Origin of the sequence: Dyella monticola (assembly GCF_003363155.1) — a bacterium.
GTDB classification, from domain to species: Bacteria; Pseudomonadota; Gammaproteobacteria; order Xanthomonadales; family Rhodanobacteraceae; genus Dyella_B; species Dyella_B monticola.
The window spans coordinates 31,240-53,219 of sequence record NZ_QRBE01000017.1 but is presented as its reverse complement, the minus strand read 5'-3'; the positions used below and the strand labels follow the sequence as shown (position 1 = coordinate 53,219).

18 protein-coding genes are annotated in these 21,980 nt (G+C 61.0%); 10 read left to right on the top strand and 8 right to left on the bottom strand.

Features of this window, described 5'->3' with window-relative positions; genetic code table 11:
- Positions 1–84: 84 nt before the first annotated feature.
- Complete coding sequence (locus DWU98_RS19680) at positions 85–540, bottom strand: hypothetical protein (protein ID WP_115497290.1); 456 nt, start codon at positions 538–540, stop codon at positions 85–87.
- Positions 541–759: 219 nt separating this feature from the next.
- Here DWU98_RS19680 and DWU98_RS19675 point away from each other — a divergent pair, with 219 nt between their 5' ends.
- Together DWU98_RS19675 and DWU98_RS19670 are read left to right on the top strand one after the other, a co-directional pair.
- Entirely contained in the window at positions 760–1,182 is a 423-nt protein-coding gene (locus tag DWU98_RS19675; RefSeq protein WP_115497311.1) for a universal stress protein, read from the top strand.
- A 105-nt stretch (positions 1,183–1,287) separates the two neighbouring features.
- Complete coding sequence (locus tag DWU98_RS19670) at positions 1,288–2,109, top strand: ferritin-like domain-containing protein (RefSeq protein WP_115497289.1); 822 nt, start codon at positions 1,288–1,290, stop codon at positions 2,107–2,109.
- Between the two features lie 77 nt (positions 2,110–2,186).
- Here DWU98_RS19670 and DWU98_RS19665 read toward each other — a convergent pair whose 3' ends face one another.
- Both DWU98_RS19665 and DWU98_RS19660 read right to left on the bottom strand, forming a co-directional pair.
- Complete coding sequence (locus DWU98_RS19665; RefSeq protein WP_115497288.1) at positions 2,187–2,660, bottom strand: DUF6491 family protein; 474 nt, start codon at positions 2,658–2,660, stop codon at positions 2,187–2,189.
- 59 nt (positions 2,661–2,719) lie between these two features.
- The gene (locus tag DWU98_RS19660; protein WP_115497287.1) at positions 2,720–3,451 is read right to left on the bottom strand and encodes a hypothetical protein; all 732 of its coding nucleotides are present in this window, start codon (positions 3,449–3,451) and stop codon (positions 2,720–2,722) included.
- Positions 3,452–3,838: 387 nt separating this feature from the next.
- Between DWU98_RS19660 and DWU98_RS19655 the strand changes: the two genes are divergently transcribed.
- Positions 3,839–4,321 carry an Hcp family type VI secretion system effector gene (locus DWU98_RS19655; protein WP_115497286.1) on the top strand — a complete coding sequence of 161 codons (483 nt, stop codon included), beginning with the start codon at positions 3,839–3,841 and terminating at the stop codon, positions 4,319–4,321.
- An 18-nt stretch (positions 4,322–4,339) separates the two neighbouring features.
- Positions 4,340–4,858, top strand: a complete 519-nt coding sequence (locus DWU98_RS22595) for a DUF2778 domain-containing protein (protein WP_115497285.1) — start codon at positions 4,340–4,342, stop codon at positions 4,856–4,858.
- Between the two features lie 430 nt (positions 4,859–5,288).
- Here the strand turns inward: DWU98_RS22595 and DWU98_RS19640 are convergent, their stop codons facing one another.
- Positions 5,289–6,161 (bottom strand): LytTR family DNA-binding domain-containing protein, encoded by an 873-nt coding sequence (locus tag DWU98_RS19640; protein WP_115497283.1) that lies wholly within the window; start codon positions 6,159–6,161, stop codon positions 5,289–5,291.
- Positions 6,162–6,355: 194 nt separating this feature from the next.
- Between DWU98_RS19640 and DWU98_RS19635 the strand changes: the two genes are divergently transcribed.
- Positions 6,356–7,600 (top strand): MFS transporter, encoded by a 1,245-nt coding sequence (locus DWU98_RS19635; RefSeq protein WP_115497282.1) that lies wholly within the window; start codon positions 6,356–6,358, stop codon positions 7,598–7,600.
- A gap of 295 nt (positions 7,601–7,895) precedes the next feature.
- Complete coding sequence (locus DWU98_RS19630) at positions 7,896–8,210, top strand: hypothetical protein (RefSeq protein ID WP_115497281.1); 315 nt, start codon at positions 7,896–7,898, stop codon at positions 8,208–8,210.
- Positions 8,211–8,275: 65 nt separating this feature from the next.
- Here DWU98_RS19630 and aceE read toward each other — a convergent pair whose 3' ends face one another.
- Both aceE and DWU98_RS19620 read right to left on the bottom strand, forming a co-directional pair.
- On the bottom strand, positions 8,276–10,969 hold the full coding sequence (gene aceE, locus DWU98_RS19625; protein ID WP_115497280.1) for a pyruvate dehydrogenase (acetyl-transferring), homodimeric type: 2,694 nt from the start codon (positions 10,967–10,969) through the stop codon (positions 8,276–8,278).
- Positions 10,970–11,375: 406 nt separating this feature from the next.
- Positions 11,376–13,664 carry an NADP-dependent malic enzyme gene (locus tag DWU98_RS19620; protein WP_115497279.1) on the bottom strand — a complete coding sequence of 763 codons (2,289 nt, stop codon included), beginning with the start codon at positions 13,662–13,664 and terminating at the stop codon, positions 11,376–11,378.
- A gap of 286 nt (positions 13,665–13,950) precedes the next feature.
- Between DWU98_RS19620 and DWU98_RS19615 the strand changes: the two genes are divergently transcribed.
- Entirely contained in the window at positions 13,951–14,445 is a 495-nt protein-coding gene (locus DWU98_RS19615) for a DUF2165 family protein (RefSeq protein ID WP_115497278.1), read from the top strand.
- Here the strand turns inward: DWU98_RS19615 and DWU98_RS19610 are convergent, their stop codons facing one another.
- Entirely contained in the window at positions 14,446–15,720 is a 1,275-nt protein-coding gene (locus tag DWU98_RS19610; protein ID WP_196239545.1) for a peptidase MATCAP family protein, read from the bottom strand.
- Positions 15,721–15,726: 6 nt separating this feature from the next.
- On the bottom strand, positions 15,727–16,782 hold the full coding sequence (gene rsgA / locus DWU98_RS19605; protein WP_115497277.1) for a ribosome small subunit-dependent GTPase A: 1,056 nt from the start codon (positions 16,780–16,782) through the stop codon (positions 15,727–15,729).
- A gap of 182 nt (positions 16,783–16,964) precedes the next feature.
- On the opposite strand from rsgA, the gene DWU98_RS19600 reads away from it, so the two are divergent.
- From DWU98_RS19600 to DWU98_RS19590, 3 genes are all read left to right on the top strand, one after another.
- On the top strand, positions 16,965–18,212 hold the full coding sequence (locus tag DWU98_RS19600; RefSeq protein WP_115497276.1) for an aminotransferase class I/II-fold pyridoxal phosphate-dependent enzyme: 1,248 nt from the start codon (positions 16,965–16,967) through the stop codon (positions 18,210–18,212).
- A 2-nt stretch (positions 18,213–18,214) separates the two neighbouring features.
- Positions 18,215–18,835 (top strand): SGNH/GDSL hydrolase family protein, encoded by a 621-nt coding sequence (locus DWU98_RS19595; RefSeq protein ID WP_115497275.1) that lies wholly within the window; start codon positions 18,215–18,217, stop codon positions 18,833–18,835.
- A gap of 182 nt (positions 18,836–19,017) precedes the next feature.
- Positions 19,018–21,921, top strand: a complete 2,904-nt coding sequence (locus DWU98_RS19590) for a TonB-dependent receptor domain-containing protein (RefSeq protein WP_115497274.1) — start codon at positions 19,018–19,020, stop codon at positions 21,919–21,921.
- Positions 21,922–21,980: the final 59 nt, after the last annotated feature.

Below are 21,980 nucleotides of genomic sequence, written 5' to 3'. Positions count from 1 at the left end.
GATGCCCCGAGCATCCCATGCAGGCGCACAAATGAAAGGCGCCCGCAGGCGCCTTTCATCGAACAGCAAACGTAGGGTGCCGGGTTATTGCACGGGCTTGATGGTGAACCCGTCGATGGCTACGCCGATGTTCCAGCCTTCACCCGTACCACTGAGGGCAATGGACGTCGTGCCCTTGGTCAATACTTGCGCGGTACCGCTGCGTACCGCACCGGCCGATGCACCCGCTTGCACGTAGTCGCCGTAGACATCCTTGATGCCATAGACATTGCTGATATCGCCGTGACCCGTCACGTGGAACTTGCCTGCCGTCAGGCCACCACCGTGCACGCTGATGCTGACCGACGCACTCTGTCCGTCATCGCAGCGGACATGGCCGCGACCTTCGGCATGCTGGTAGATCGCCGACCAGCCCGACAGGCTGTAAGTCAGATGGCATTTCACCGGCGCCTTGCCCGCGTGCGCCGGGGCGGCGGAAAAACCACAGATCATCCCTGCGCACAGAAGGCCGGCCGTCAATCGGAGGGTTCGCTTGCTCATAAGGGTCTCTCCTTGCAATGGCATGGTCATCCATGCCGTGGTTCAAGTTTTAGCGTAGAGATCTGAATAAACCGCCAAAAATCGCGCGGGCATTCAGTTTCGGCAGGTGGTTGTGAGGCTAGCGTGCACAGACCCGCCTGTGCTTTTCATGGGCTTGATGATTAACTAACAATGCGCCGCGCACACTTGATTCCACTCCGGCGCAGTGCGGAGGAAACCATGCCCAAGTATTCGCTGGTTGGCTATGACAGTTCTGATTCGGCGCGACGCGCCTTTCGCTTTGCCGCGGAACTGGCTCGCGACAGCGGTGGCCGTGTACGAGTCGTCTACGTGCTCCAGGTCACCCAGGGCGGCGCCGATGCCTGCTCGCTGATGATCACGGACGAATCGCGCCATCGCACCCAGGAACTGTGGAGCGAACTACGCGCCATCGCGCCGGAAGCCGCCGATGAGCGCGTGGATCTGGAAATCACCCATGGTTCACCGGGCGACGTCCTGCTCAACCAGGTCCGGCAGCATCCGGACATCGACCATATCGTGATTGGGCATACTGGCCGAGGTGCCCTCGCCCGCTGGCTGTTGGGGTCGGTATCGGAGGATGTCCTGGCCGGCGCCCACGTCCCGGTTACGGTGATCCGCTAGCCGCGGCAGGTCGGCTTGCATTAATCCGGATCAGCGTTCACCGTTTATGCTGTTGTCCCTGATCTGTCACAGGTCAGATAGCCTTTTTTGCACGGGAACCGCCACGTGGACTACAGCACCGTCCTTCCATGGACTCTGGAAAGCCTGAATTTCGCCGACATCGACGTTGCCCGTGTGCGGCATGACGAAAAGCTATTCATGCTGCTTTGCAGCGCCTCATTCGTCGAAAGCGGTTCGGACCTCTACACCCATAACCTGATCGACCACTTCCAGGGCGACCTGGAGCTGCAGGCCTGGTTGCGCGACCACTGGGAACACGAAGAAATGCAACACGGTCGCGCGCTGGCTGCATACGTGCGCCACGTGTGGCCGGAGTTCGATTGGGACGCCGGCTTTCAGGCCTTCTGGAAAGATTACGGCGCACTGTGCACGACCGAACAGCTCGAGCCCTCGCGCTGTCTTGAACTGGCCGCGCGCTGTGTGGTGGAGACGGGTACCGCCAGCCTCTACCGCGCCTTGAACGACATCGCCGACGAGCCGGTGCTCAAGCAGCTCACCAGTCACATCAAGAGTGATGAAGTGCGCCACTACAAGCACTTCTACCAAGCCTTCCTGCGCTACCGCGAGCAGGAACAGCTGGGCCGCTACAAAGTGTTGCGCGCCATCCTTCGCCGCGCCAACGAAGTCAAGAACGAAGACAGCGACATCGCGATGCGCCACGTCTTCAACCAGTGCTATCCGCATTACAAGGACGACCAGGAGCAGTTCCGGAAAGTGGCCGACCCCGCGTTGACATTGCTGCGAAGGCACATCCCGGCCGAGATGTCGGTGAAAATGCTGCTCAAGCCACTGAACTTGCCACCGCGCTTGCAGCAGGCGATGGAAAAACCACTGGCCCGGATCAGCCAGAAACTGTTCCTGCACTGAGGTGGGCGTTCAGTATGGTGAGGCTATCGCTCACGCGCGAAGCAACAGCCTCACGCTCCCGGCTTGCGTAGAGCTCCTTATGTTCCGCCGCTGCTCGCCGGGGCATTGCCGGCGTTGCTACGCGGCACGCTGTCCATGTGCCGCTGCCCTTCCTTATCGAGCTTGAATTGGGCCAGGTCCACCGGGCGAATCTGCTTGATCATGCACGGGATATACGGCCGTCCCGCCAGCACCTTGTCGTAACCGGTTTGCACGGTATTGGCGAAACTGGTCAGTCCAATGACGTTGGTGAAGGTAAGGTTGTTGCAGGGCCACACGTCCAGGAGATAAGCCTTTTGGGGCAGCGTATAGACCACCAGCTGGGTTTCACTCAGCGGTTCCCATGAGTAGATCTGCATGCCCAATACCAGACGGAAGCTGCGTACCGGCGTGCCAGCGGCCGCGTTGTAGGCCTGCTGGCGCTGCTGCAAACGCTGCGCGTAAGGCACACTCGAACACGCTGCCAGCACCACGCTCAGCAGTGACCCGGCCAGAACCTGCAACTTCGACATGACACCTGCCTCCGTGATGGGCCGTAAGCGACCTAACGCGCGAGCGCGTCATCAGTGCACTATTTCTTGCCGACCGGTTGCCATTTGGACGGATCGTAGCCTCCCGTTTCGAATACCAGCTCCAGCTTGTCGCCATCCTGCATTTCCACGTCCATGGTGATGCGCTTGGCCTTTTCCATGGCGGCGATGAAGGGCTTGTCATCGCGGATGAACATCGCCGGCTCTCCCGTGGTCGGCAGGAAGGCGCGCAGCGGATGCGGCTTGTCATCGAACTTGGCCTGGATGACACAGTTACCCTTGCAGACAAAGCCATGACCGCTGCCGAACAGGAACACGCTTTGCCCCCATTGGGTATGGCGGCGCAGCACCAATCGCACCGCGCGATCGCCTGAAGGACGCGTGCTGTAGAGACTGGCGGTGGACTGGGTACCACCCTCCATCGGGCCGACCTGGTATGTCCACAGTGCTGCCAGGCGGTGCTTTTCGCTCTCTTCCTTCCAACGCTGCTCGACTTGCGGCAAGGTCTGCTGCACTTCCTTGGCGGCCGGGCTGTTGGGGAATTGCTGGACGATCTGCTGGCCGAGTTGCACGGCCATCTCATCGTTCTTCATCCCAAGCATCTGGCGATAGCTCTGCAATTCCTGGTTGGCCTCCGCTGCCATCTGCTGCGCCTGCGCCTTGGCGGCATCCTGCGGCGAGGGGTTGTTCTGATCCTGCGAGCAGGCGGCCAGCAGCAACCAGCCGCACGCGGCACTGGCAACAAGAACATGGCGCAAAGGCATACGGATCATGGCTCACATCCCAGGGAAGATAGGCCTGTAGCTTGAAACGAGCCGCCAGCCCGGCGCAACCACGCGTCGATGAATCCGGCGACATCGAGATCGAACTTCGCCGCCACACCGATGAAGCCATGTCAAGAAACGGTCTAAGAGCTCAATCAGGAGCTCATCGCAGGCAAGCCGCCGTTTTTGCCGAGTCAAATGGATTGATTAGAGGACCTTCCGATGCGTGCGAAATTCCACCTGGCAATCTCTGAACACCATCCGCTGATGACAAATGCATGGCGCGAATGCCGTTTCACCCACACAGCAATCAGAAAATGTTGCTATGCAGAAGACGGCAAGCCTGCCAATTTTGCCCTTCTCTAATAGATCTCGAAACCATAGAAGGAAAAGAGCATGGCAATTCCGGCATATCTTTGGTTGAAAGATGACGGTGGTGCGGACATCAGAGGTTCTTCGACGGTAAGTGGGCGAGAAGGAAGCATCGAAGTGATTGGCTTCAGTCACGGACTTAACCTTCCGGTCGGCGGTAATGACGGAAAGATCACCGGCACCCGGATGCATGCACCGATGAATGTGGAAAAGGAATTCGATGCGTCATCGCTCTACCTCTATAAGGCTGTCGCCAGAGGGCAAACCCTGAAGTCAGCAGAACTACGCTGGTACCGCATCGACCATTCAGGCCGGGAGGAAGTGTATTTCATCATGCTGCTCGAAAACGTAAAAGTTACCGGGGTCAGTCCCGGCATCCCAAACACAAAAATGGCAGGCACTTCCGAAATCAACCATATGGAATCTATTTCGCTGATGTATGAGCGAATCACATGGCGCTACACAGACGGCAACATCAAATTCACTGATGCATGGAGTGACCGTTAATTATTGGAGGGACGTCCAATGGCGTTGCAAGGGAAATTTATCATCGACAACAAGCCAGTGTTGACTTTGACTATCTTTGGAGTGGGAGCGTTCCAAGCTTTTTCGGGGAATAACATATACCGCAACAGAGGTGGGTGTACGGCCGTTCCGGATAATGGCCCTATTCCAACTAGTCGGTATTGGGTTGTTGATCGTCCTATGGGTGGCATACGTTCGCGCGCCATAGCATGGGTAAAAGATGCTGCCGGTTCACGTTTGGGACCTTCGCCACACCGAGACGAATGGTTCGCACTGTATCGAGATGACAGCAAAATTGATGACTACACCTGGGTCGATGGGGTTGAGCGCGGCAATTTTCGACTACACCCCATGGGAGGACGCGGCATATCGTTGGGATGCATCACCCTGTCAAGCTATTCCGATTTTCAAACCATCCGCAGAGCGTTTCTAAATACAAGCATGATACCCGCTGGCAATTCCACGCTGAGCGCATACGGCTTGATTGAGGTCATTGCATATGGTGGCACTTGCCCGTAAGTTTCTGGCAATCATTGTCAGGGCAATCTTATTCATTGGCCTTTACGATCTTGCGCTCCGATTTGTGCATACCTATCCGGTGCCCATGCCTCCCGATCAGCAAAACATATTGTTTTTGCTTTCAGAAAAACTGGGGATACGAGATCCCGACGATCTTTACATTTTTGGATTCGCAACTATCGACCTTGTCGTTACCATCCTTGCATATAGGGCCGTTATAAGGCTTTGGCGGCATTATCGAATTGGTCGCTAGTCAGCAATAAACGTCGCCGTCTAATGAAATCAACCAGGCCCGCCATGCAGCGACGACGCTTTTCCGTTGGGTCATAACAACGCTTCTGCCGCAGACGCTCTGTGCATGACCATCCAATTGACGATATAGGCAACCCTCGATTGGAAAAGGCGCGGTCGACAGCGATAAAACATGCGGCTATACCGCCGCAGGCTGGCCGAAGCGCTCGCGCAGGCTGGCGCGATAACGCCGGCTGCATGGAATTTTCATGTCGTCGCGCATGGACAGGCGCGCATCACCGGTTTCCAGCGGCTCGATCTCGACCAGAAAATCCAAGTTGATGACATAGCTGCGATGCACACGCACGAAGCGGTGCGTATCCAGCCGCGCCTCGATGCTCGTCATAGTGGCGCGCAAAGGATAGTCGCGACCGCGCACATGTAGATTGACGTAATTGCCCGACGCCTGCAGCCATTCGATCTCGCGGGCGGCCAATAGAAACTCCTTGCCGAGTTTGCGTACCAGGAAGCGCTCGGGCTGTTCGAGCGATTCCACCGGTGGCCCGACATCCGGCTCAGCGAGCAAGCTGGCTTCGCCTTGAAAACGCATCACCCAGAACCGGTACAAGGCGATGGCGACGAGTATCCAAAAGTACGAACGTATGTCCTTCAGATACTCATAGCCGAAGTCCGGCAGCCAGGGGCCGACGACGTAACGCTGGCCCGCCATCACATAGACAAGCTTGCGCAGCGCGACCATGCCGCCGACATGCAGCATGCTGAATAGAACGCTGTAGACCAGATGCCGTGGCAGATTTCGCTGCCAGTTGTCCAAACGAATGGGCCAACGACGCGAAGCCCAAACCATGGCCGGTATCAGCGCCAGCATCACCACGCCGCTGCTGGCCTCCCACGTCCATGGCTCCCAGCGCGGGACACCTCGATGGTCCATCACCGCCACCATCCCGTTGAACACGGTGTTGACGGCGAAAAACGCGAGCCAGAAGCCGATCTCGAACGATCGACGCCAGCGTTGGAAGCTTTCGAAGGTGAAACCTTGGCTCGTTCTCATCGCCGGATTCTACCTATCAAGCGCCCCTCTCTCCTTTGGAAACTCCGTTGGCATGACGGCTTTGAGGGGCACGCGCGCTTTCATGGCGCCTCCGATCGAATCCAAGACACGTTCATTGCCCTGAAGGAAGGCGCATGCCGCTTTGCCGGAAAGGCATCGCGCCGGATAATGCAGCCCTCAGACAAGGACCCCGCATGTCGCCCTCCCCCGCGTCGCGTTCGGCCGATTCGCTGTTCAACCATCACGCCTATATCGCCTTCTGGTGCGCTCGCACTGCTTCGAGCTTCGGTTTTCAAATGTTGTCCGTGGCCGTGGGTTGGCAGATTTACGCCCTCACCGGTCGCGCCTTCGATCTGGGCTTGATTGGCCTGGTGCAGTTCTTTCCCTCTGTATTGCTGGCGCTGCCGGCCGGCCACCTAGCTGACCAATTCGATCGGCGGCGCATCGTGCTGATCGGGCAGATCGTGGAATGGGTGGCGATCGTCGTGCTGGCGATATTGACCTTTCTGCACGCGATCGATGAGGCAGGCATTCTGCTGTTGATCTTCGTCATCAGCACGGCCAAGGCGTTCGAATCGCCCTCGATGCAATCGATGGTGCCCGCGTTGGTGCCGGCAGCCCTGTTACCCAGGGCCATGGCGGTGAACGGCTCTGCGATGCAGGCAGCCATGATCGTAGGACCGGCGTTAGGCGGCCTGCTGTACGTGGCCGGGCCCGGCGTGGTCTATGCGACGGCGGCCGTTCTCTATCTGGTGGCTGCAACGCTGGTTTCACGGCTGCGCTATGAGCACGCACCGCCCAAGCGCGAACCGGCCACCCTCAAAACCTTGTTCGCCGGTGTGCATTTCATTCGCGAGCGCAAGGATGTGCTCGGTGTCATTTCACTGGACTTGTTCGCCGTGTTGCTGGGCGGTGCCACGGCACTGTTGCCGATTTTCGCCAAAGACATTCTGCACACCGGCCCGTGGGGATTGGGTTTGTTACGCGCGGCGCCGGCGGTGGGTGCGTTGCTGATGTCCTTCTGGCTGGCGCACCACAGCATGGAGCGCAGTGTCGGCAAGATCATGTTCGCTGCCGTGGCGGGCTTTGGTGTGGCCACGCTGGTATTTGCGCTATCGAACGTGCTGTGGCTTTCGCTGCTGGCGTTGTTCGCGCTGGGTGCGTTCGACATGGTCAGTATGGTGATCCGCGGCTCCCTGGTGCAGTTGGATACACCCGACACGATGCGCGGACGCGTCAGCGCCGTGAACGCGATCTTTATCAATACCTCCAATCAGCTCGGCGAATTTGAATCGGGCATGTTGGCCGCATGGATGGGCGCGGTCGGCGCGACCGTGGTCGGCGGCATCGGCACGCTGGTGGTGGTGGGATTGTGGATGGCGATGTTTCCCACCTTGCGACGGCGCCAGCGTCTGCATATGGAGTCTTCGTCGGCATAACGCTTGAGGCGTGCGCTGGAAACTGGGGCTGTCGCCTGCATGCCGCGATCCCCGGCTGATCGGCCCACGCTGTTGACCCCGTGCGCTGAGCAAGGGATTGGCCCGTGCGGTGGCGGTCGAGGCGTCCGATGAACATGGCGTATCCGGGCTCTCCGGATTCATGAGGTTGAAGCCCTGATTTCAACGCGCACCGTGAGTGATTAATATCAACCTCAGCCTATCCACCGGCGGTTAACGTCCCACTCACGTGGCCACTGGCAAGGTCATTTTTCCCGACATTTCAAGGACTATCGCCATGAGCAGGCAAGCCGACATCGAACGCCGACTCGACCACCTTGGCAACCGTGTGCGCGAGTATGCAGACGGTGCCGCCGATACTGCCGACGACTGGCTGTCTCGCGGCCGCCGCGCCGTCGGGCGATTCCGCGGTATCGATGCACGCAAGCGTATTGCGCGCCGGGCGGAGGATATCGCCGACGAAGCCAACTACCAGTACCGCCGTTTGCGTCGCCACGCAGGTCGCCATCCGGTGGCCACCGCTGCGATCGTCGCCGGAACGGTAGGTGCATTGTTCCTGTTGTATCGCGCATTGCGACGCGACGAGGATTGAATCGATCGCGCCCAAACGATTCACCACCGAGATAAAAAAAGCCCGCCTTTCGGCGGGCTTTTTCGTTACACGTTGAGCGGATTGGGTTTGTCTGGATCGAGTTTGTACTCGCGAATCGCACGCGCCACGTCCTTGGCGTTGACCTTGCCATCCTTCGCCAGCGCGGCGAGCGCGGCATGCGCGATCCAGTAGCGATCCACTTCGAAGAAGCCACGCAGGTGTTCGCGCGTGTCCGAGCGACCGAAGCCGTCGGTGCCGAGCACGGTATAGCGCATGCCATCGGGGATGAAAGCGCGGACTTGATCGGCGTATTCGCGCACATAGTCGGTGGCGGCAATCGCCGGGCCCTGATGCCCCTGCAACAAGCCGGTGACGAACGGCACGCGCTGTTCGGCTTCCGGATGCAGACGGTTCCAGCGTTCGGCATCGAAACCGTCGCGACGCAGTTCGCTGAAGCTGGGCACCGACCAGATATCGGCGCTGACGCCGAAATCCTTCTCCAGCAATTGCGCCGCCGCGATCACTTCGCGCAGGATGGTGCCGGAGCCGAGCAGTTGCACGCGCGGCTCGCCCTTCTTCGCTTTGCCGGCATCCTTGAACAGGTACATGCCCTTGACGATGCCTTCCTCGACCCCTAGCGGCAGATCAGGGTGGCTGTAGTTCTCGTTCATAACCGTGAGGTAGTAGTACACATCCTCCTGGTCTTCCAGCATGCGGCGCGTGCCGTCTTGCAGAATCACCGCCACTTCGTACGAGAAGGTCGGATCGTAGGCGCGTACGTTCGGAATCGCACCGGCGAGCAGATGCGAATGGCCGTCTTCATGCTGCAGACCTTCGCCGTTCAAGGTGGTGCGTCCGGCCGTGCCACCGATCAGGAAGCCGCGTGAACGCATGTCGCCGGCGGCCCAGGCGAGGTCACCGATACGCTGGAAGCCGAACATCGAGTAGTAGATGAAGAACGGCAGCATCGGTTGGTTGCTGATGCTGTAGCTGGTGGCCGCAGCCATCCATGCGGCCATGCCGCCGGCTTCGGAAATGCCTTCCTGCAGCACCTGACCCTTCTGGTCTTCGCGGTAGTACAGCAGCTGGTCGGCGTCCTGCGGGCGATATTTCTGGCCGAACGGTGCGTAGATGCCGATCTGGCGGAACATACCCTCCATGCCGAAGGTGCGCGCTTCGTCGGCGACGATCGGCACCACGCGCGGGCCGATGGCCTTGTCGCGCAGCAGAAGATTCATGCCGCGCACCAGCGCCATGGTGGTGGAGATTTCGCGATCGCCCGTGCCCTTGGTGATTTGCTCGAACGCGGGCAGCTCCGGTGCCTTGAGCTTCACGTCGGTATGGCGACGGCGTTGTGGCAACGCACCGCCGAGCGCCTTGCGGCGTTCGAGCATGTATTGCACTTCCGGCGAGTCCTTGCCGGGGTTGTAGTACGGCACGTCCTTGAGCTTTTCATCCGATACCGGGATGTTGAAGCGATCGCGGAAGTGGCGCACGGCCTCGTCGTCCAGCTTCTTCTGCTGGTGCGTGGGGTTTTGCGACTCACCGGCCGCGCCCATGCCATAACCCTTCACCGTCTTGGCGAGGATCACCGTCGGCATGCCCTGGGTGTTCACAGCCGCGTGGTAGGCGGCATACACCTTGTGCGGATCGTGACCGCCGCGGTTCAAGCGCCAGATATCGTCGTCGCTGAGGTTGGCGACCATCTCGCGCGTCTCCGGATACTTGCCGAAGAAATGCTCGCGCGTGTACGCGCCACCGAAGGCCTTGCAGGCCTGGTATTCGCCGTCGATGGTTTCCATCATCAGCTTGCGCAGCACGCCGTTCTTGTCGCGCGCCAGAAGTGGATCCCAATAGCTGCCCCACACCACCTTGATGGCGTTCCAGCCGGCGCCGCGAAACACACCTTCCAGTTCCTGGATGATCTTGCCGTTGCCCCGCACCGGACCGTCCAGGCGCTGCAAGTTGCAGTTGATCACGAAGATGAGGTTGTCCAGGCCTTCGCGGCCGGCCAGCGAGATCGCGCCGAGCGATTCGGGCTCGTCGGTTTCGCCGTCGCCCATGAAGCACCAGATCTTGCGGTCGGTCTTGGGCATCAGGCCGCGGTGTTCCAGGTACTTCCAGAACTGCGCCTGGTAGATCGCCTGGATCGGACCCAGGCCCATCGACACCGTCGGCACCTGCCAGTAATCGGGCATCAGCCACGGGTGCGGATAGGAGGAAAGGCCGCGGCCATGGCCGGCGACTTCCATGCGGAACAGGTCCAGTTGCTCCTCGGCGATGCGGCCTTCCAGGAACGAACGCGCGTAGATACCCGGGCTGGAGTGCCCCTGATGGAACACCAGGTCGCCCGGATGATCGGCGCTCGGTGCGCGCCAGAAGTGGTTGAAGCCCACGTCATACAAGGTGGCCGAGGACGCAAAGCTGGCGATATGACCACCCAGCTCGCCCGGCTTGCGGTTGGCGCGCACCACCGTGGCCATGGCGTTCCAGCGGATCAGTGTGCGGATGCGCCATTCCATCGCGGCGTCGCCCGGCATCTTGGCTTCCAGATGCGGCGGGATGGTGTTGACGTATTCGGTGGTCGGATCGAACGGCAGGTAGCCACCTGAGCGCCGCGTGGAATCGACCAGCTTCTCCAGCAGGAAATGCGCGCGTTCGGTGCCTTCGCGATCGATGACGGCACTGAGCGATTCGACCCATTCCTGGGTTTCGGTGGGGTCCGGGTCCTGATGGAGCATATCGTCGAGCTGATCCATGAAGCGTCTCCGCGGCGCGGGGCGCCGCCTTGCGGTGGGTGTGCGTCGCCGGGGAAGCGACGGAGCCGAGGGCATGCACGGTCCGACGGCAGGGAGGCCGGCACGGAACAGGAGGGGACCGCGTGGCGTGTTCGCCGCAGGACGAGCTAACCGTTCGATTCTAGCCGCCGCGCGGCAGTCTCGCCAATTGTCGGACCATACATACGTATGCGAAGGGTTTTGCGGCGGCGCAGCATCGGCCGCGCAGGAGCAGCTCACCCAATCGTCATTCCGGCGAAGAAGACCGGAATCCATGGCGAGTGCGAAGTATGGATTCCGGCCTGCGCCGGGATGACGTGAGGAATGTATGGGGCTGCTCGCAAAGTTGCGCCCCCATCCCCTCCCCGAAGGAAGGGGAAAAGATCGATCAGCTCCGCTCGGTCTGGGCCGCGCGAATCTGTGCATCCACCACGGCGATCGCGGTCATGTTCACCACGCGACGCACGGTGGACGTCGGGGTGAGGATGTGCGCGGGCTTGTCCACACCCATCAGGATGGGGCCGACCGCCACACCATCTGTCATCACGCGCACCATGTTGTAGGCGATGTTCGCCGCGTCGAGATTGGGCATCACGAACAAGTTGGCGCGCCCGCTGAGCGTCGTATTGGGAAACATGCGACGGCGGACTTCCTCATCCCACGCGGTGTCGCCCTGCATCTCGCCATCCATGTCCAGATAGGGCGCGCGCGTGCGCAGTATCTTCCACACTTCGCGCATCTTCGCCGCGCTGGCGTTTTCGTGGCTTCCGTAGTTGGAGTGCGACAACAGCGCCACCTTGGGCTCGACACCAAACAGCTTGAGACGATAGCTGGCCTGCAGCGTGGCATCGGCGATCTGTTCAGCTGATGGATCGCACTGCACGTGCGTGTCGAGGAAGAACCATGTGCCCTTGTCGTTGATCACACCGCTCATCGCCGAGGTGCACTGCACACCCGGATCGAGCCCGAACACGCTGCGAATGTAGCCAAGCTTCTTGTGATAGCGCCCGACCAGACCACAAATCAACGCATCGGCTTCACCGCGCTTGACCATCATCGAGGCGATCAGCGTGGGGCGTGAACGCATCAGGTTTTTCGCGGCGGCCGGGGTGACACCGCGACGCTCGGTCAGCGCGTGATATTGCTGCCAGTATTCGTTGAAGCGCGGGTCATCGTTGATATTGGTGAGTTCGAAATCGACACCGACACGCATGCGCAACCCCAAACGCTGGATGCGCGTCTCGATCACATCCGGACGGCCGATCAGGATCGGATGCGCGAGTTTCTCATCCATCACCGTCTGCACCGCACGCAGCACGGTCTCTTCTTCGCCCTCGGCGTATACCACGCGCTTGCGATCGGAGCGCGCGCGTTCGTACACCGGCTTCATGATGAGGCCGGTGCGGTAGATGAACTGGCTGAGTTTCTCGATATAGGCTTCCATGTCCGTGATCGGACGCGTAGCCACGCCCGACTCCATCGCCGCTTGCGCGACGGCGGGCGCCAGCATCACCAGCAGGCGCGGATCGAACGGACGAGGGATCAAATATTCCGGGCCAAACGTGGGCGCATCGCCACCATAAGCGCCAGCCAGATCACCTGCCTCCATTTGCGCCAGTGCGGCAATCGCGCGCACGCACGCGAGCTTCATCGCTTCGTTGATGCCGGTGGCACCCACGTCCAACGCGCCGCGGAAGATGTAGGGGAAACACAATGCGTTGTTGACCTGGTTCGGATAGTCCGAACGGCCCGTGGCGATGATGCAATCCGGGCGCACCTTCGTCGCATCTTCCGGCAGGATTTCCGGATTCGGATTGGCCAGCGCCAGGATGATCGGCTGCTTGGCCATGCTTGCGACCATTTCGGGCTTCAAGATGCCGCCGGCCGAAAGCCCGAGGAAGACATCCGCACCTTCCACGATCTGGGCCAACGTGCGCGCCTTGGTGTTGCGTGCATAGCGCTGTTTGTCCGGATCCATCTGATCGCGCCCGGCGTAGAGCACGCCTTCGCGATCGAACGCGGTGATGTTTTCCAGTTTCGCGCCCAGCGCCACGAGCATGTCCAGACATGCGATGCCGGCCGCGCCGGCGCCGGTGGTGGCGATCTTCACGTCTTCGATCTTCTTGCCGACGATCTTCAGCGCGTTGATTACCGCGGCACCGACGATGATGGCGGTGCCATGCTGGTCGTCGTGGAACACCGGAATCTTCATCTTTTCGCGCAGCTTGCGCTCGACGATGAAGCACTCCGGTGCCTTGATGTCTTCCAGGTTGATGCCGCCGAAGGTGGGTTCCATCGCGGCGATGATGTCCACCAGTTTGTCCGGATCCCGTTCGGCAAGCTCGATGTCGAAGACATCGATGCCGGCGAACTTCTGGAACAGCACGCCCTTGCCTTCCATCACCGGCTTGCCCGCCAGCGGGCCGATGTCACCCAGGCCCAGCACCGCCGTGCCGTTGGTGATCACCGCCACCAGGTTCGCGCGCGCCGTGTATTCGCTGGCGCTGTGCGGATTCTCGACAATGGCTTCACAGGCGTACGCCACGCCCGGCGAATAGGCCAGTGACAGGTCACGCTGGGTAACCAGCGGAGTGGTCGGCGTGACTTTGATTTTGCCGGGGCGCGGCAGGCGGTGGTACTCGAGTGCGGCTTTACGGAAGTCGTCAGAATGAGCCATCGGATGCGTGAAACGAAATGAGGAAGGGAAAAGGCGCCGTTGGACGGCATGCCGCGCATGGTAGCACTCGCGGGATGAGGGACCGGGCGCTGCAACGCGTCAAAAAGTACGGGCTTGAGTAGGCGTTGAGCCAATCCAAAGCGTAGTGGTCGGCTGGAGGCGATCATGTCCCATATCCTTATGCCCCAGGTAGAAGGCAGCGTCATGAGAGGATGGTATATAGCGCCCCATGTTCTGTGCATGCCATCACTTTGTGCGCGTTCCGCTACACCGCCCTGGACAATCGATGACGATCCGCCTCGCCAAAACCCTGCTGTCACTCATGCTGGCAGCCTTCGCTTTCATCGTGACCCTCGACAACATCATCGATTACGGCTCCAACTTTCAATTCGTGCAGCACGTGTTGTCGATGGACACCACCTTCCCTGGCAACGCGCTGATGGATCGTGCCATCAGCAGTCGCCTGCTCTGGAACGCGAGCTACTGGCTGATCATCGCCAGCGAGGGCGCCACCTGCCTGCTGCTGCTCGCAGGCACCTACGCGCTATGGCGGGCACGCCATAAAGACGGTGCAAGCTTCAACGCCGCCAAGACCCTGATCATCGCCGGGTGCGTGGTGGGTTTTGCGCTGTGGTTTTTCGGCTTCATGGTGGTGGCCGGGGAATGGTTCGCCATGTGGCAATCGAAGGCATGGAACGGACAAGACAGCGCCTTCAGGTTCTACATGGCGATCCTTGGGGTTCTGATCTTCGTCAGCCAGCCTGACGCAGACCTTCACTGATCAGCTGCCCGACGACAGCGTTTCGGCTTCCACCTTGGACATGCGCACCCGATTGATGAACAGGGAGAACGCCAATTTGCCCGCCAGGCCATGCACATGCTGCATCCACGGCGGCAACCAGCGTGGCGCGGCGAGTGCGCCGGACTGGAAATACGGCTCCATGTTCATCACATCGCCCAGGGTGAGCTTGCCGGCGAAGAGATAACGCAGCAGATCCATGCGCCGCTCCTTCAGCGCCCAGCGGAAGAACGTGTGTACGTCCATCAGGCCGGAGAGATAGACGTTGTCCTTGGCAAAGGCGGAGCCGCCGGTCAACGGCACGCCACGGAACACGCGCTGCGCGGAATGGAAACTGTCGGCCACGCTTTGGCCGCAGCGATTGAAAAAGCGGTACACCTCGACGAAATCGGCGCCATTGAGCGCCATGTCGATCGCCAGGATGCGCAGGCTGATGCGCTTGAGCCGCGCGATATCGATCGCCCCGGACATCAGCTCGGCGAACACCGCCAGGCCTTCTTGCGTGGCGGTGACACGCGGTGACGTGCGCGCCAGCGATGCGAGCACCGGTTGCGCGCGACCGTTCAACGCCGTGAGCGAATGCACGAAGGCTTCGTGATTGAGCAATTGATGACGATCGTACCGGCTAAAACGCGTGCCGCCGCGCAAGCGGATGCGCGTGGCGCCCGCCGCCGCCTTGGCGGTGAGATCGTTGTCCACCTCGACCGCGATCACGCCCGGGCCAAAGAACGCATCCAGCGCCGTGGACAGGTCCTTGCGCAACACCTCGGACGATATGTTGGTAGTGATGTCGTCATCGGCCATGTCCGCGCCCAGCTCGTCGGACAGCTCGACGAAATAACGCGCCGCATCGAGGTTGCTGTAGTGACTGCCGGAAATGGCATCGCCTGGCCGCCCGTAAAGCTGGATGGATGGCGCAGTGACGCCATCCGTGCCGACCGCTTCGAGCATTTCAGCGGCGACGCGCCAGGATTCAGCGGTGCGGCGCAGGTAAGAGCCCAGCGCGTCGCTGTCGCCCGCCTCGCTTTCGATCGCCACCAGTTCCTTGCGCACTTCCGACAGATCAGGCTTTTTATAGCTGACCTCCGGCAAGGTGTATTCGCCCTTGCCGTAGGCCTCGATCATCCGGTCTTCCAGCGAAGCGGGCCAGCTTACGGTAGCGAGAATGTTGATGCCCCGCACCGCGGCGAGCAGGCGCTTGTCCAGCTCCGCGTAGTGTTCAAAACCGGCAGGAACGGCATCGGCAGAGGTGTTCAAATCCCATCACTCCTTTTCGCGTGGTCCGCGCAGGCCATGCGGTTTTACGCTGGGTCGTGCGCCACGCTGGCGACGCAGACGTGACTCCAGCATCGCGGCCTGCTCTTCGCGTTCGTCGCGCAGCTTCAGGAAATTTCGCCAGCGCTCGGGCGTCAGCTCGCCATCGCGTAAGGCTTCCTGGACGGCGCAGCCCGGTTCGCTGCCATGGCCGCAATCGGCGAAGCGGCAGTTTTCAGCCAGCGCTTCGATGTCGGCGAACAGATCGAGGTTTTCTTCCCCGGTGAGTTTGAGCTCACGCATGCCTGGCGTGTCGATCAGGCAACCGCCGCTTGGCAAGGTCAGCAGCGCGCGATGGGTGGTGGTGTGACGCCCACGGCTGTCGTGGCTGCGCACATCGCCCGTGGCCATGTGCTGGCTGCCCAGCAGTGTGTTGGTGAGCGTGGACTTGCCAGCACCGGAGGAACCCACCAGTACGGCGCTATCGCCCGGTTTCAAATACGCATGGAGCACGGCTGCGCTGGCCGGGTCCTTGCCGTTGAGGGCATGAATGGGTGTGCCTTCCGGCAAACGGGCTTTCAGCTCGGCCACACGGCGCGTGAACTCGTCGCTCACATCGAGCTTGCTGAGCACCACGACCGGCTGCGCGCCCGAACCTTCCACCAATGACAGATAGCGCTCGATGCGTGCGGGATTGAAATCGCCATCCAGGCCGGTAAGCACCAGCACGTAATCGACGTTGGCAGCGATCACCTGCCGCTCATATCGCTCGCCCGCCGCCGCGCGCGACAGCACCGTGCGCCGTGGCTGCACCGCCACGATGTGCGGTGGCTTACCCGCTTCCACCTCCACGAAATCACCCACCGCCGGGCGTTCGGCCGGGTCCAGGCCGCGCTTGAGGAAGTAGCCGGCCGGCTGCGCGCTGAAAACCTGCTCGCCGTCGTGCAATTCGTAACCGGCCCGGTGCTGGGCCGCTACGCGGGCCACCTGCCGCCCTTCGCCCGGCAAGTCGTGACCCCGCCAGCCGATGCGGCGGAGCCGTTCGATGGTCTTCGCGTCGCTCATTACCGGATTATGCCTTGGGAAAGGCAGCAAACGGGATGACAATGCCGCGCCAATACCTTCGATCGTGGCCGGTTGCCTGCGACGTGTCACCGTTTCCGCTCCGTGCCCTTTTCCGCCCCCCACATCGCCCGATTCGGCTGTTAGCATGCGATTGACGGAAAAAACACCGAAGGACGTCGACTTTGACCCCGATCAAACCCAGCTCGCACCTGGCCGAGGTGCGCTATGAAATCCGCGGTGCACTGACGCGTCGCGCGCGTGAACTGGAAGCGGCAGGCACGCCGATTATCAAGCTCAATATCGGCAATCCCGCCCGTTATGGTTTTTCGGTGCCCGATCATCTGCGCCAGGCCATTGCTACACACCTGCATGAGAGCGAAGCCTACGGCCACGAACAGGGGCTGGAGGAAGCGCGCGAAGCGATCGCCGCGCAGCAGCGCGCACGCGGTGCGCGCCACGTGCAGGTGGAACGCATCTTCATCGGCAACGGTGTGAGTGAGTTGATCGATCTGAGTCTGCGCGCACTGCTGCAGCCGGGCGACGAAGTGCTGCTGCCGAGCCCGGATTACCCGCTGTGGAGCGCTGCCACCATCCTCAACGGCGGCGTGCCGCGCTATTACCGTTGCCTGGCCGAGAATCGGCATATGCCCGATCCGGAGGAAATGGAAGCGCTGATCACCCCGCGCACGCGCGCGCTGGTGCTGGTCAATCCGAACAATCCCACCGGCGCCGTCTATCCGCGCGCGTTGCTTGAACGCATTGTGGAGATCGCCGCACAGCATCGCCTACTGCTGCTGTGCGATGAAATCTACGATGAGATCCTCTACGACGGCACACCGTTTCAGCCGCTGGCCGCGGTGGCTGGCAGCACGCCGTGCATCAGCTTCGGTGGTTTGAGCAAGGTGCATCGCGCCTGCGGTTACCGCGTGGGTTGGCTGAGCCTTTCGGGCGATCCGGCGCGCACGCACGAATACCGCGATGCGCTGCAGCTTCTGGCCGCCTTGCGCCTGTGCGCCAACGTCACCGCGCAGTGGGCGGTGATTCCGGCGCTGCAGGATGCACCGACGATCACCGCGCTCACATTGCCAGGCGGGCGCCTGCACGATGCGCGGCAGGCCGTGCTCGACGGCGTCGCCGCCAGCCACTATCTGGATGTGGTGACGCCGGGAGGCGCGCTATACGCCTTCCCACGCGTGCGCAGCGATCGTATCGCCGATTTCGACGACAACGATTTTGCGCTGCGCCTGCTGGAAGAAGAATCTGTACTCATTGTGCCCGGCACCAGCTTCAACGTACCCAACAGCCGGCACATGCGACTGACATTGCTGCCGCAACCGGCTCAATTGCGCGAGGTGTTCGTACGCATGGAGCGCGTGTTCGAACGCATGGTTGCCGAGGAATCGCCGCGCGCCGCCGTGGCCGCGGGCTGATCATGCCATTGCGTTACTTGGCCCTGGGCGACTCCTACACCATCGGCGAGGACGTGCCCGCCCAGGCGCGCTGGCCGGCGCAGCTGGTGGAAACCTTGCGCCGGCGTAAGGTCTCGATCGACGATCCGACCATCATTGCCGTTACCGGCTGGACCACCGACGAGCTTTCCGATGGCATGGACCGGGCCACGCTCGCGCCCGACTACGATCTGGTGACCCTGCTGATCGGGGTCAACAACCAGTATCGCGGACGATCGTCCGAGAATTACCGCGAGCAATTCCGTGCCCTGCTGATTCGCGCCGTCGGGCTGACCGGCCGCCGCGCCGGAAGCGTGGCGGTGGTGTCCATTCCCGATTGGGGCGTAACGCCGTTCGGCTACGCCAGCGGACGCAATGTCCAACGTATCGGCCACGAATTGGACGCTTTCAATGCCATTGCGCATGAGGAAGCCGACCATGCCGGCGCGCATTTCGTGAACATCACTGGCATTTCTCGCGAGCATGCCGGTTTGGTCGCCTCCGATGGGCTGCATCCTTCCGGCGCCCAGTACGCGCTATGGACGGACGCCATTGCACCGGTGGTGAGCCAGGCGCTGGGCGTGCCGAGTGTCCGAAGTTCGTAAGATTTCGCTTTACTCGCCCGTAAATTCCTGAAACAGTTGGGCCAGGGGAACGCTGGGCAGCACGGCACATCGAAGGGTGTCTGGACGTTCCTGCACACCCATCGATGTACGGGGAGAAAAACGGCAGCACTCCGTTGTTGCACTGGTGTTCCTCTATTGCCATCTCTATTCGGGGAGACACCATGCAAGCCCACCACAATCGCTTGTCCGCCGCGGTGCGTCTGGCGTTGTCCGTCGGCATCGCTTCATCGGCCGCCGTGGTCTACGCGCAAGACGCCACACCACAACAAAACAACCCGCCTCAGCAAAGCACGTCCACCCAAAACAACAGCCAAAACAACAGCAATGAGCAGCCCCAGGTCTCGAAGGCCAAAACGCTGCAAGGCATGACGGTAACCGGCTCGCTGCTTCGCCGTGTCGATACGGAAACCGCCAACCCCGTGGTAACGCTGGATCGCGCGGCGATCACCAACAACGGCAGCCCCACCTTGGGCGATGTGCTGCAGCAGCTACCGAGCGTTTCCGGCTACGCCACCAATCCGGCCAACAATAGCAACGGTGGTGGCGTCGCCAGCCCCACCCTGGAAGGCGGCGACGGTGCCTCGCGCATATCGTTGCGCGGCCTGGGCACCAACCGCACGCTGGTGCTGGTGGATGGCCAGCGTTTGTCGAATGCGGATCTGAACATGATTCCGCAAAACATGATCCAGAGTGTGGACGTGCTGGCGGAGGGTGCATCTACGGCATACGGCTCGGACGCGATCGGCGGTGTTGTGAACTTCCATCTGCGCAAGGATTTCAAAGGCGCGGAGGTCAGCGTCAACGACGGCATTTCCAGTCATGGCGACGGTCAACGTCGCGGCTTCAGTTTCACCACCGGAGCCAGCGGCGAGAAAGGCAACATCGTGGCGGGCCTGGATTGGAACAAGTACACCGCCGTGCCAGCCACCCGACGCGGCTTTTCGCAGCAGGCGCTTTATCTCTCCAGCGGTGTCATCACCCCGGCAGGCTCAGGCACGATTCCGAGCGGCCGCATTCTGATCCCGGCCGGACTCTCGCCCGGCGGATGCAACGTGAATGGCCAGGGCAATACCTACGTGACGCTCGCGCACGGCAATGGCAGCAGCCTTGGCGACTACCGCTGCTACGGCGGTCCTAGCGATACGTTCAACTACAACGCCTACAACTACATCCAGACCGAGCAGAAGCGCGCGAATTTCTTTGTACTCGGCAATTACAACCTCACCTCCAACCTCACCGCGTTCGCCAACGTCTTCTACAACCGCACCAACTCCGCCGGACAAGACGCGCCCGCACCGACCGGCACGGGCGATGGCTGGTACGTCACGGCCAACAATCCCATCAATCCGTTTGGCGTAACGTTCGGCAACCCGCCCGGCTATACCGGCACCAGCTACGTGATCAACACGCGCCTGACCGGTCTTGGCACGCGCCTGCATACGTTCGACACGGACAACCTGCAGTTCAATACCGGCCTGCGCGGTCACTTCGGGGACAGCAGCTGGATCTGGGATACGAGCCTGGATTACGGCTACACCAATCGCAAACAGGTCGACTACAACGAAGTGAACATTGCCGATCTGCAAGGCGTGATCAACTCCGGTGGCAATATTTTTGATCAGGCCGATCCGGCGGTATCGGGGTTGTTGCGCGATGGCGTGGATTCCCCCACCTACGTGCTCACCAACACCATGAAGCAGCTCCAGGCCAACGCATCGGGTGAACTTTGGGATCTGCCCGCCGGCGCGATCTTGGCGTCCACCGGTGCGCTGTATCGATGGAACTCGATGAACTACACCGTCACGCCGGATGCCATTCTCAATCCCGGTACCGCCACGTGCGACGTATTGGCTGAAGCCTGCGGCTCGCCCGGCCGCGGCAGCATCAACGTGAAGGAGCTGTACGGCGAGGCGCTGGTTCCATTGCTGTCGGAACAACCCTTTGCCTATGCGCTGAACATCGATCTGGGCATCCGCGCATCCGACTACAGCACGTCCGGAACGACCACGAACAAGAAAATTGCGCTGGAATATCGTCCCGTGGCCGATTTGCTGGTACGTGCAACGGCTACGCAAGTGTTCCGCGCGCCCGATCTGGATGAACTGTTCGACGGCATCACCATTGCCAATCCCACCATCAACGACCCGTGCACGGGCCTGAGTGCCGCAACCCTTGCCGCGCATCCTGGCGCCTGCCAGTACGTGCCGCCGCAGTGGGCGGGCAACCCGACACCGCAGATCACCGGCTATTACTCGGGCGGCAAACCGGCGGGCGTCAACCTCAGACCCGAACACGGCATGTCTTATGACCTCGGTCTGGTGTATTCGCCGAGCTGGCTGGAAGGTTTCTCCTCCACCGTGGATGTGTGGCGCATCAATCTGCACGACATGCTTACGCCGCTGGCTGCGCAAACGGTGCTCGATGCGTGCTTTGCCAACAACAACAGCCCGTACTGCAGTTTCATTCACCGCTATCCCAGCAACAACGCCCTGGCCGGTGCGATTTACTACATGAACACGCCGGAAGTGAACCTCGGCAACCTGAGCACCAGTGGTGTGGATTTCAGCGCCAACTACACCATTCCACACTTCGACCTCGGCAGCTTCAACCCCGGCAACTTCAAGGTGGGCTTGAACACCACCTACACCGGCTCGTTCTACAACGATGCCACGCCGGGCCAGCCGGGTGCGAAGACGGTCGACTACGCGGGCACGTACACCCAGCAATTCGGCAACATCGCCCGTTGGCGCGGCACGCTGACACTCAACTGGTCATTCGGCAATTGGAGCGCACAGTGGCAGACGCGCTACATCAACCATCTGACCAACCTCAATGCCGACTACCTCACCGGTGCGAGCGCACCGATGGCCTCGATCATCTATCAGTCGGCGCAAATCGCGTATACGGTGCCTTCGATCAAGACACGCTTCGAGTTTGGCGTGGACAACATCACCGACAAGGCCCCCCCGCTGATCTACCAGAACGGCCTGAACTACAACGTTGATACGGCAACCTATGACGTGCTTGGCCGCTATTACTGGGCACGCGCCACGGTGAAGTTCTAGTATTGCCTCGTGCCTCGATGCATCAGGTTCCCTCCCCTGCATGCAGGGGAGGGACAACG

Coding starts and splice junctions, on each gene's coding strand:
- DWU98_RS19635 (WP_115497282.1), top strand. CDS start 6,356: ATGTCGCCCTCCCCCGCGTCGCGTTCGGCCGATTCGCTGTTCAACCAT.
- DWU98_RS19590 (WP_115497274.1), top strand. CDS start 19,018: ATGCAAGCCCACCACAATCGCTTGTCCGCCGCGGTGCGTCTGGCGTTG.
- DWU98_RS19665 (WP_115497288.1), bottom strand. CDS start 2,660: ATGTCGAAGTTGCAGGTTCTGGCCGGGTCACTGCTGAGCGTGGTGCTG.
- DWU98_RS19680 (WP_115497290.1), bottom strand. CDS start 540: ATGAGCAAGCGAACCCTCCGATTGACGGCCGGCCTTCTGTGCGCAGGG.
- DWU98_RS22595 (WP_115497285.1), top strand. CDS start 4,340: ATGGCGTTGCAAGGGAAATTTATCATCGACAACAAGCCAGTGTTGACT.
- DWU98_RS19630 (WP_115497281.1), top strand. CDS start 7,896: ATGAGCAGGCAAGCCGACATCGAACGCCGACTCGACCACCTTGGCAAC.
- rsgA (WP_115497277.1), bottom strand. CDS start 16,782: ATGAGCGACGCGAAGACCATCGAACGGCTCCGCCGCATCGGCTGGCGG.
- DWU98_RS19595 (WP_115497275.1), top strand. CDS start 18,215: ATGCCATTGCGTTACTTGGCCCTGGGCGACTCCTACACCATCGGCGAG.
- aceE (WP_115497280.1), bottom strand. CDS start 10,969: ATGGATCAGCTCGACGATATGCTCCATCAGGACCCGGACCCCACCGAA.
- DWU98_RS19620 (WP_115497279.1), bottom strand. CDS start 13,664: ATGGCTCATTCTGACGACTTCCGTAAAGCCGCACTCGAGTACCACCGC.
- DWU98_RS19660 (WP_115497287.1), bottom strand. CDS start 3,451: ATGATCCGTATGCCTTTGCGCCATGTTCTTGTTGCCAGTGCCGCGTGC.
- DWU98_RS19640 (WP_115497283.1), bottom strand. CDS start 6,161: ATGAGAACGAGCCAAGGTTTCACCTTCGAAAGCTTCCAACGCTGGCGT.
- DWU98_RS19655 (WP_115497286.1), top strand. CDS start 3,839: ATGGCAATTCCGGCATATCTTTGGTTGAAAGATGACGGTGGTGCGGAC.
- DWU98_RS19615 (WP_115497278.1), top strand. CDS start 13,951: ATGACGATCCGCCTCGCCAAAACCCTGCTGTCACTCATGCTGGCAGCC.
- DWU98_RS19675 (WP_115497311.1), top strand. CDS start 760: ATGCCCAAGTATTCGCTGGTTGGCTATGACAGTTCTGATTCGGCGCGA.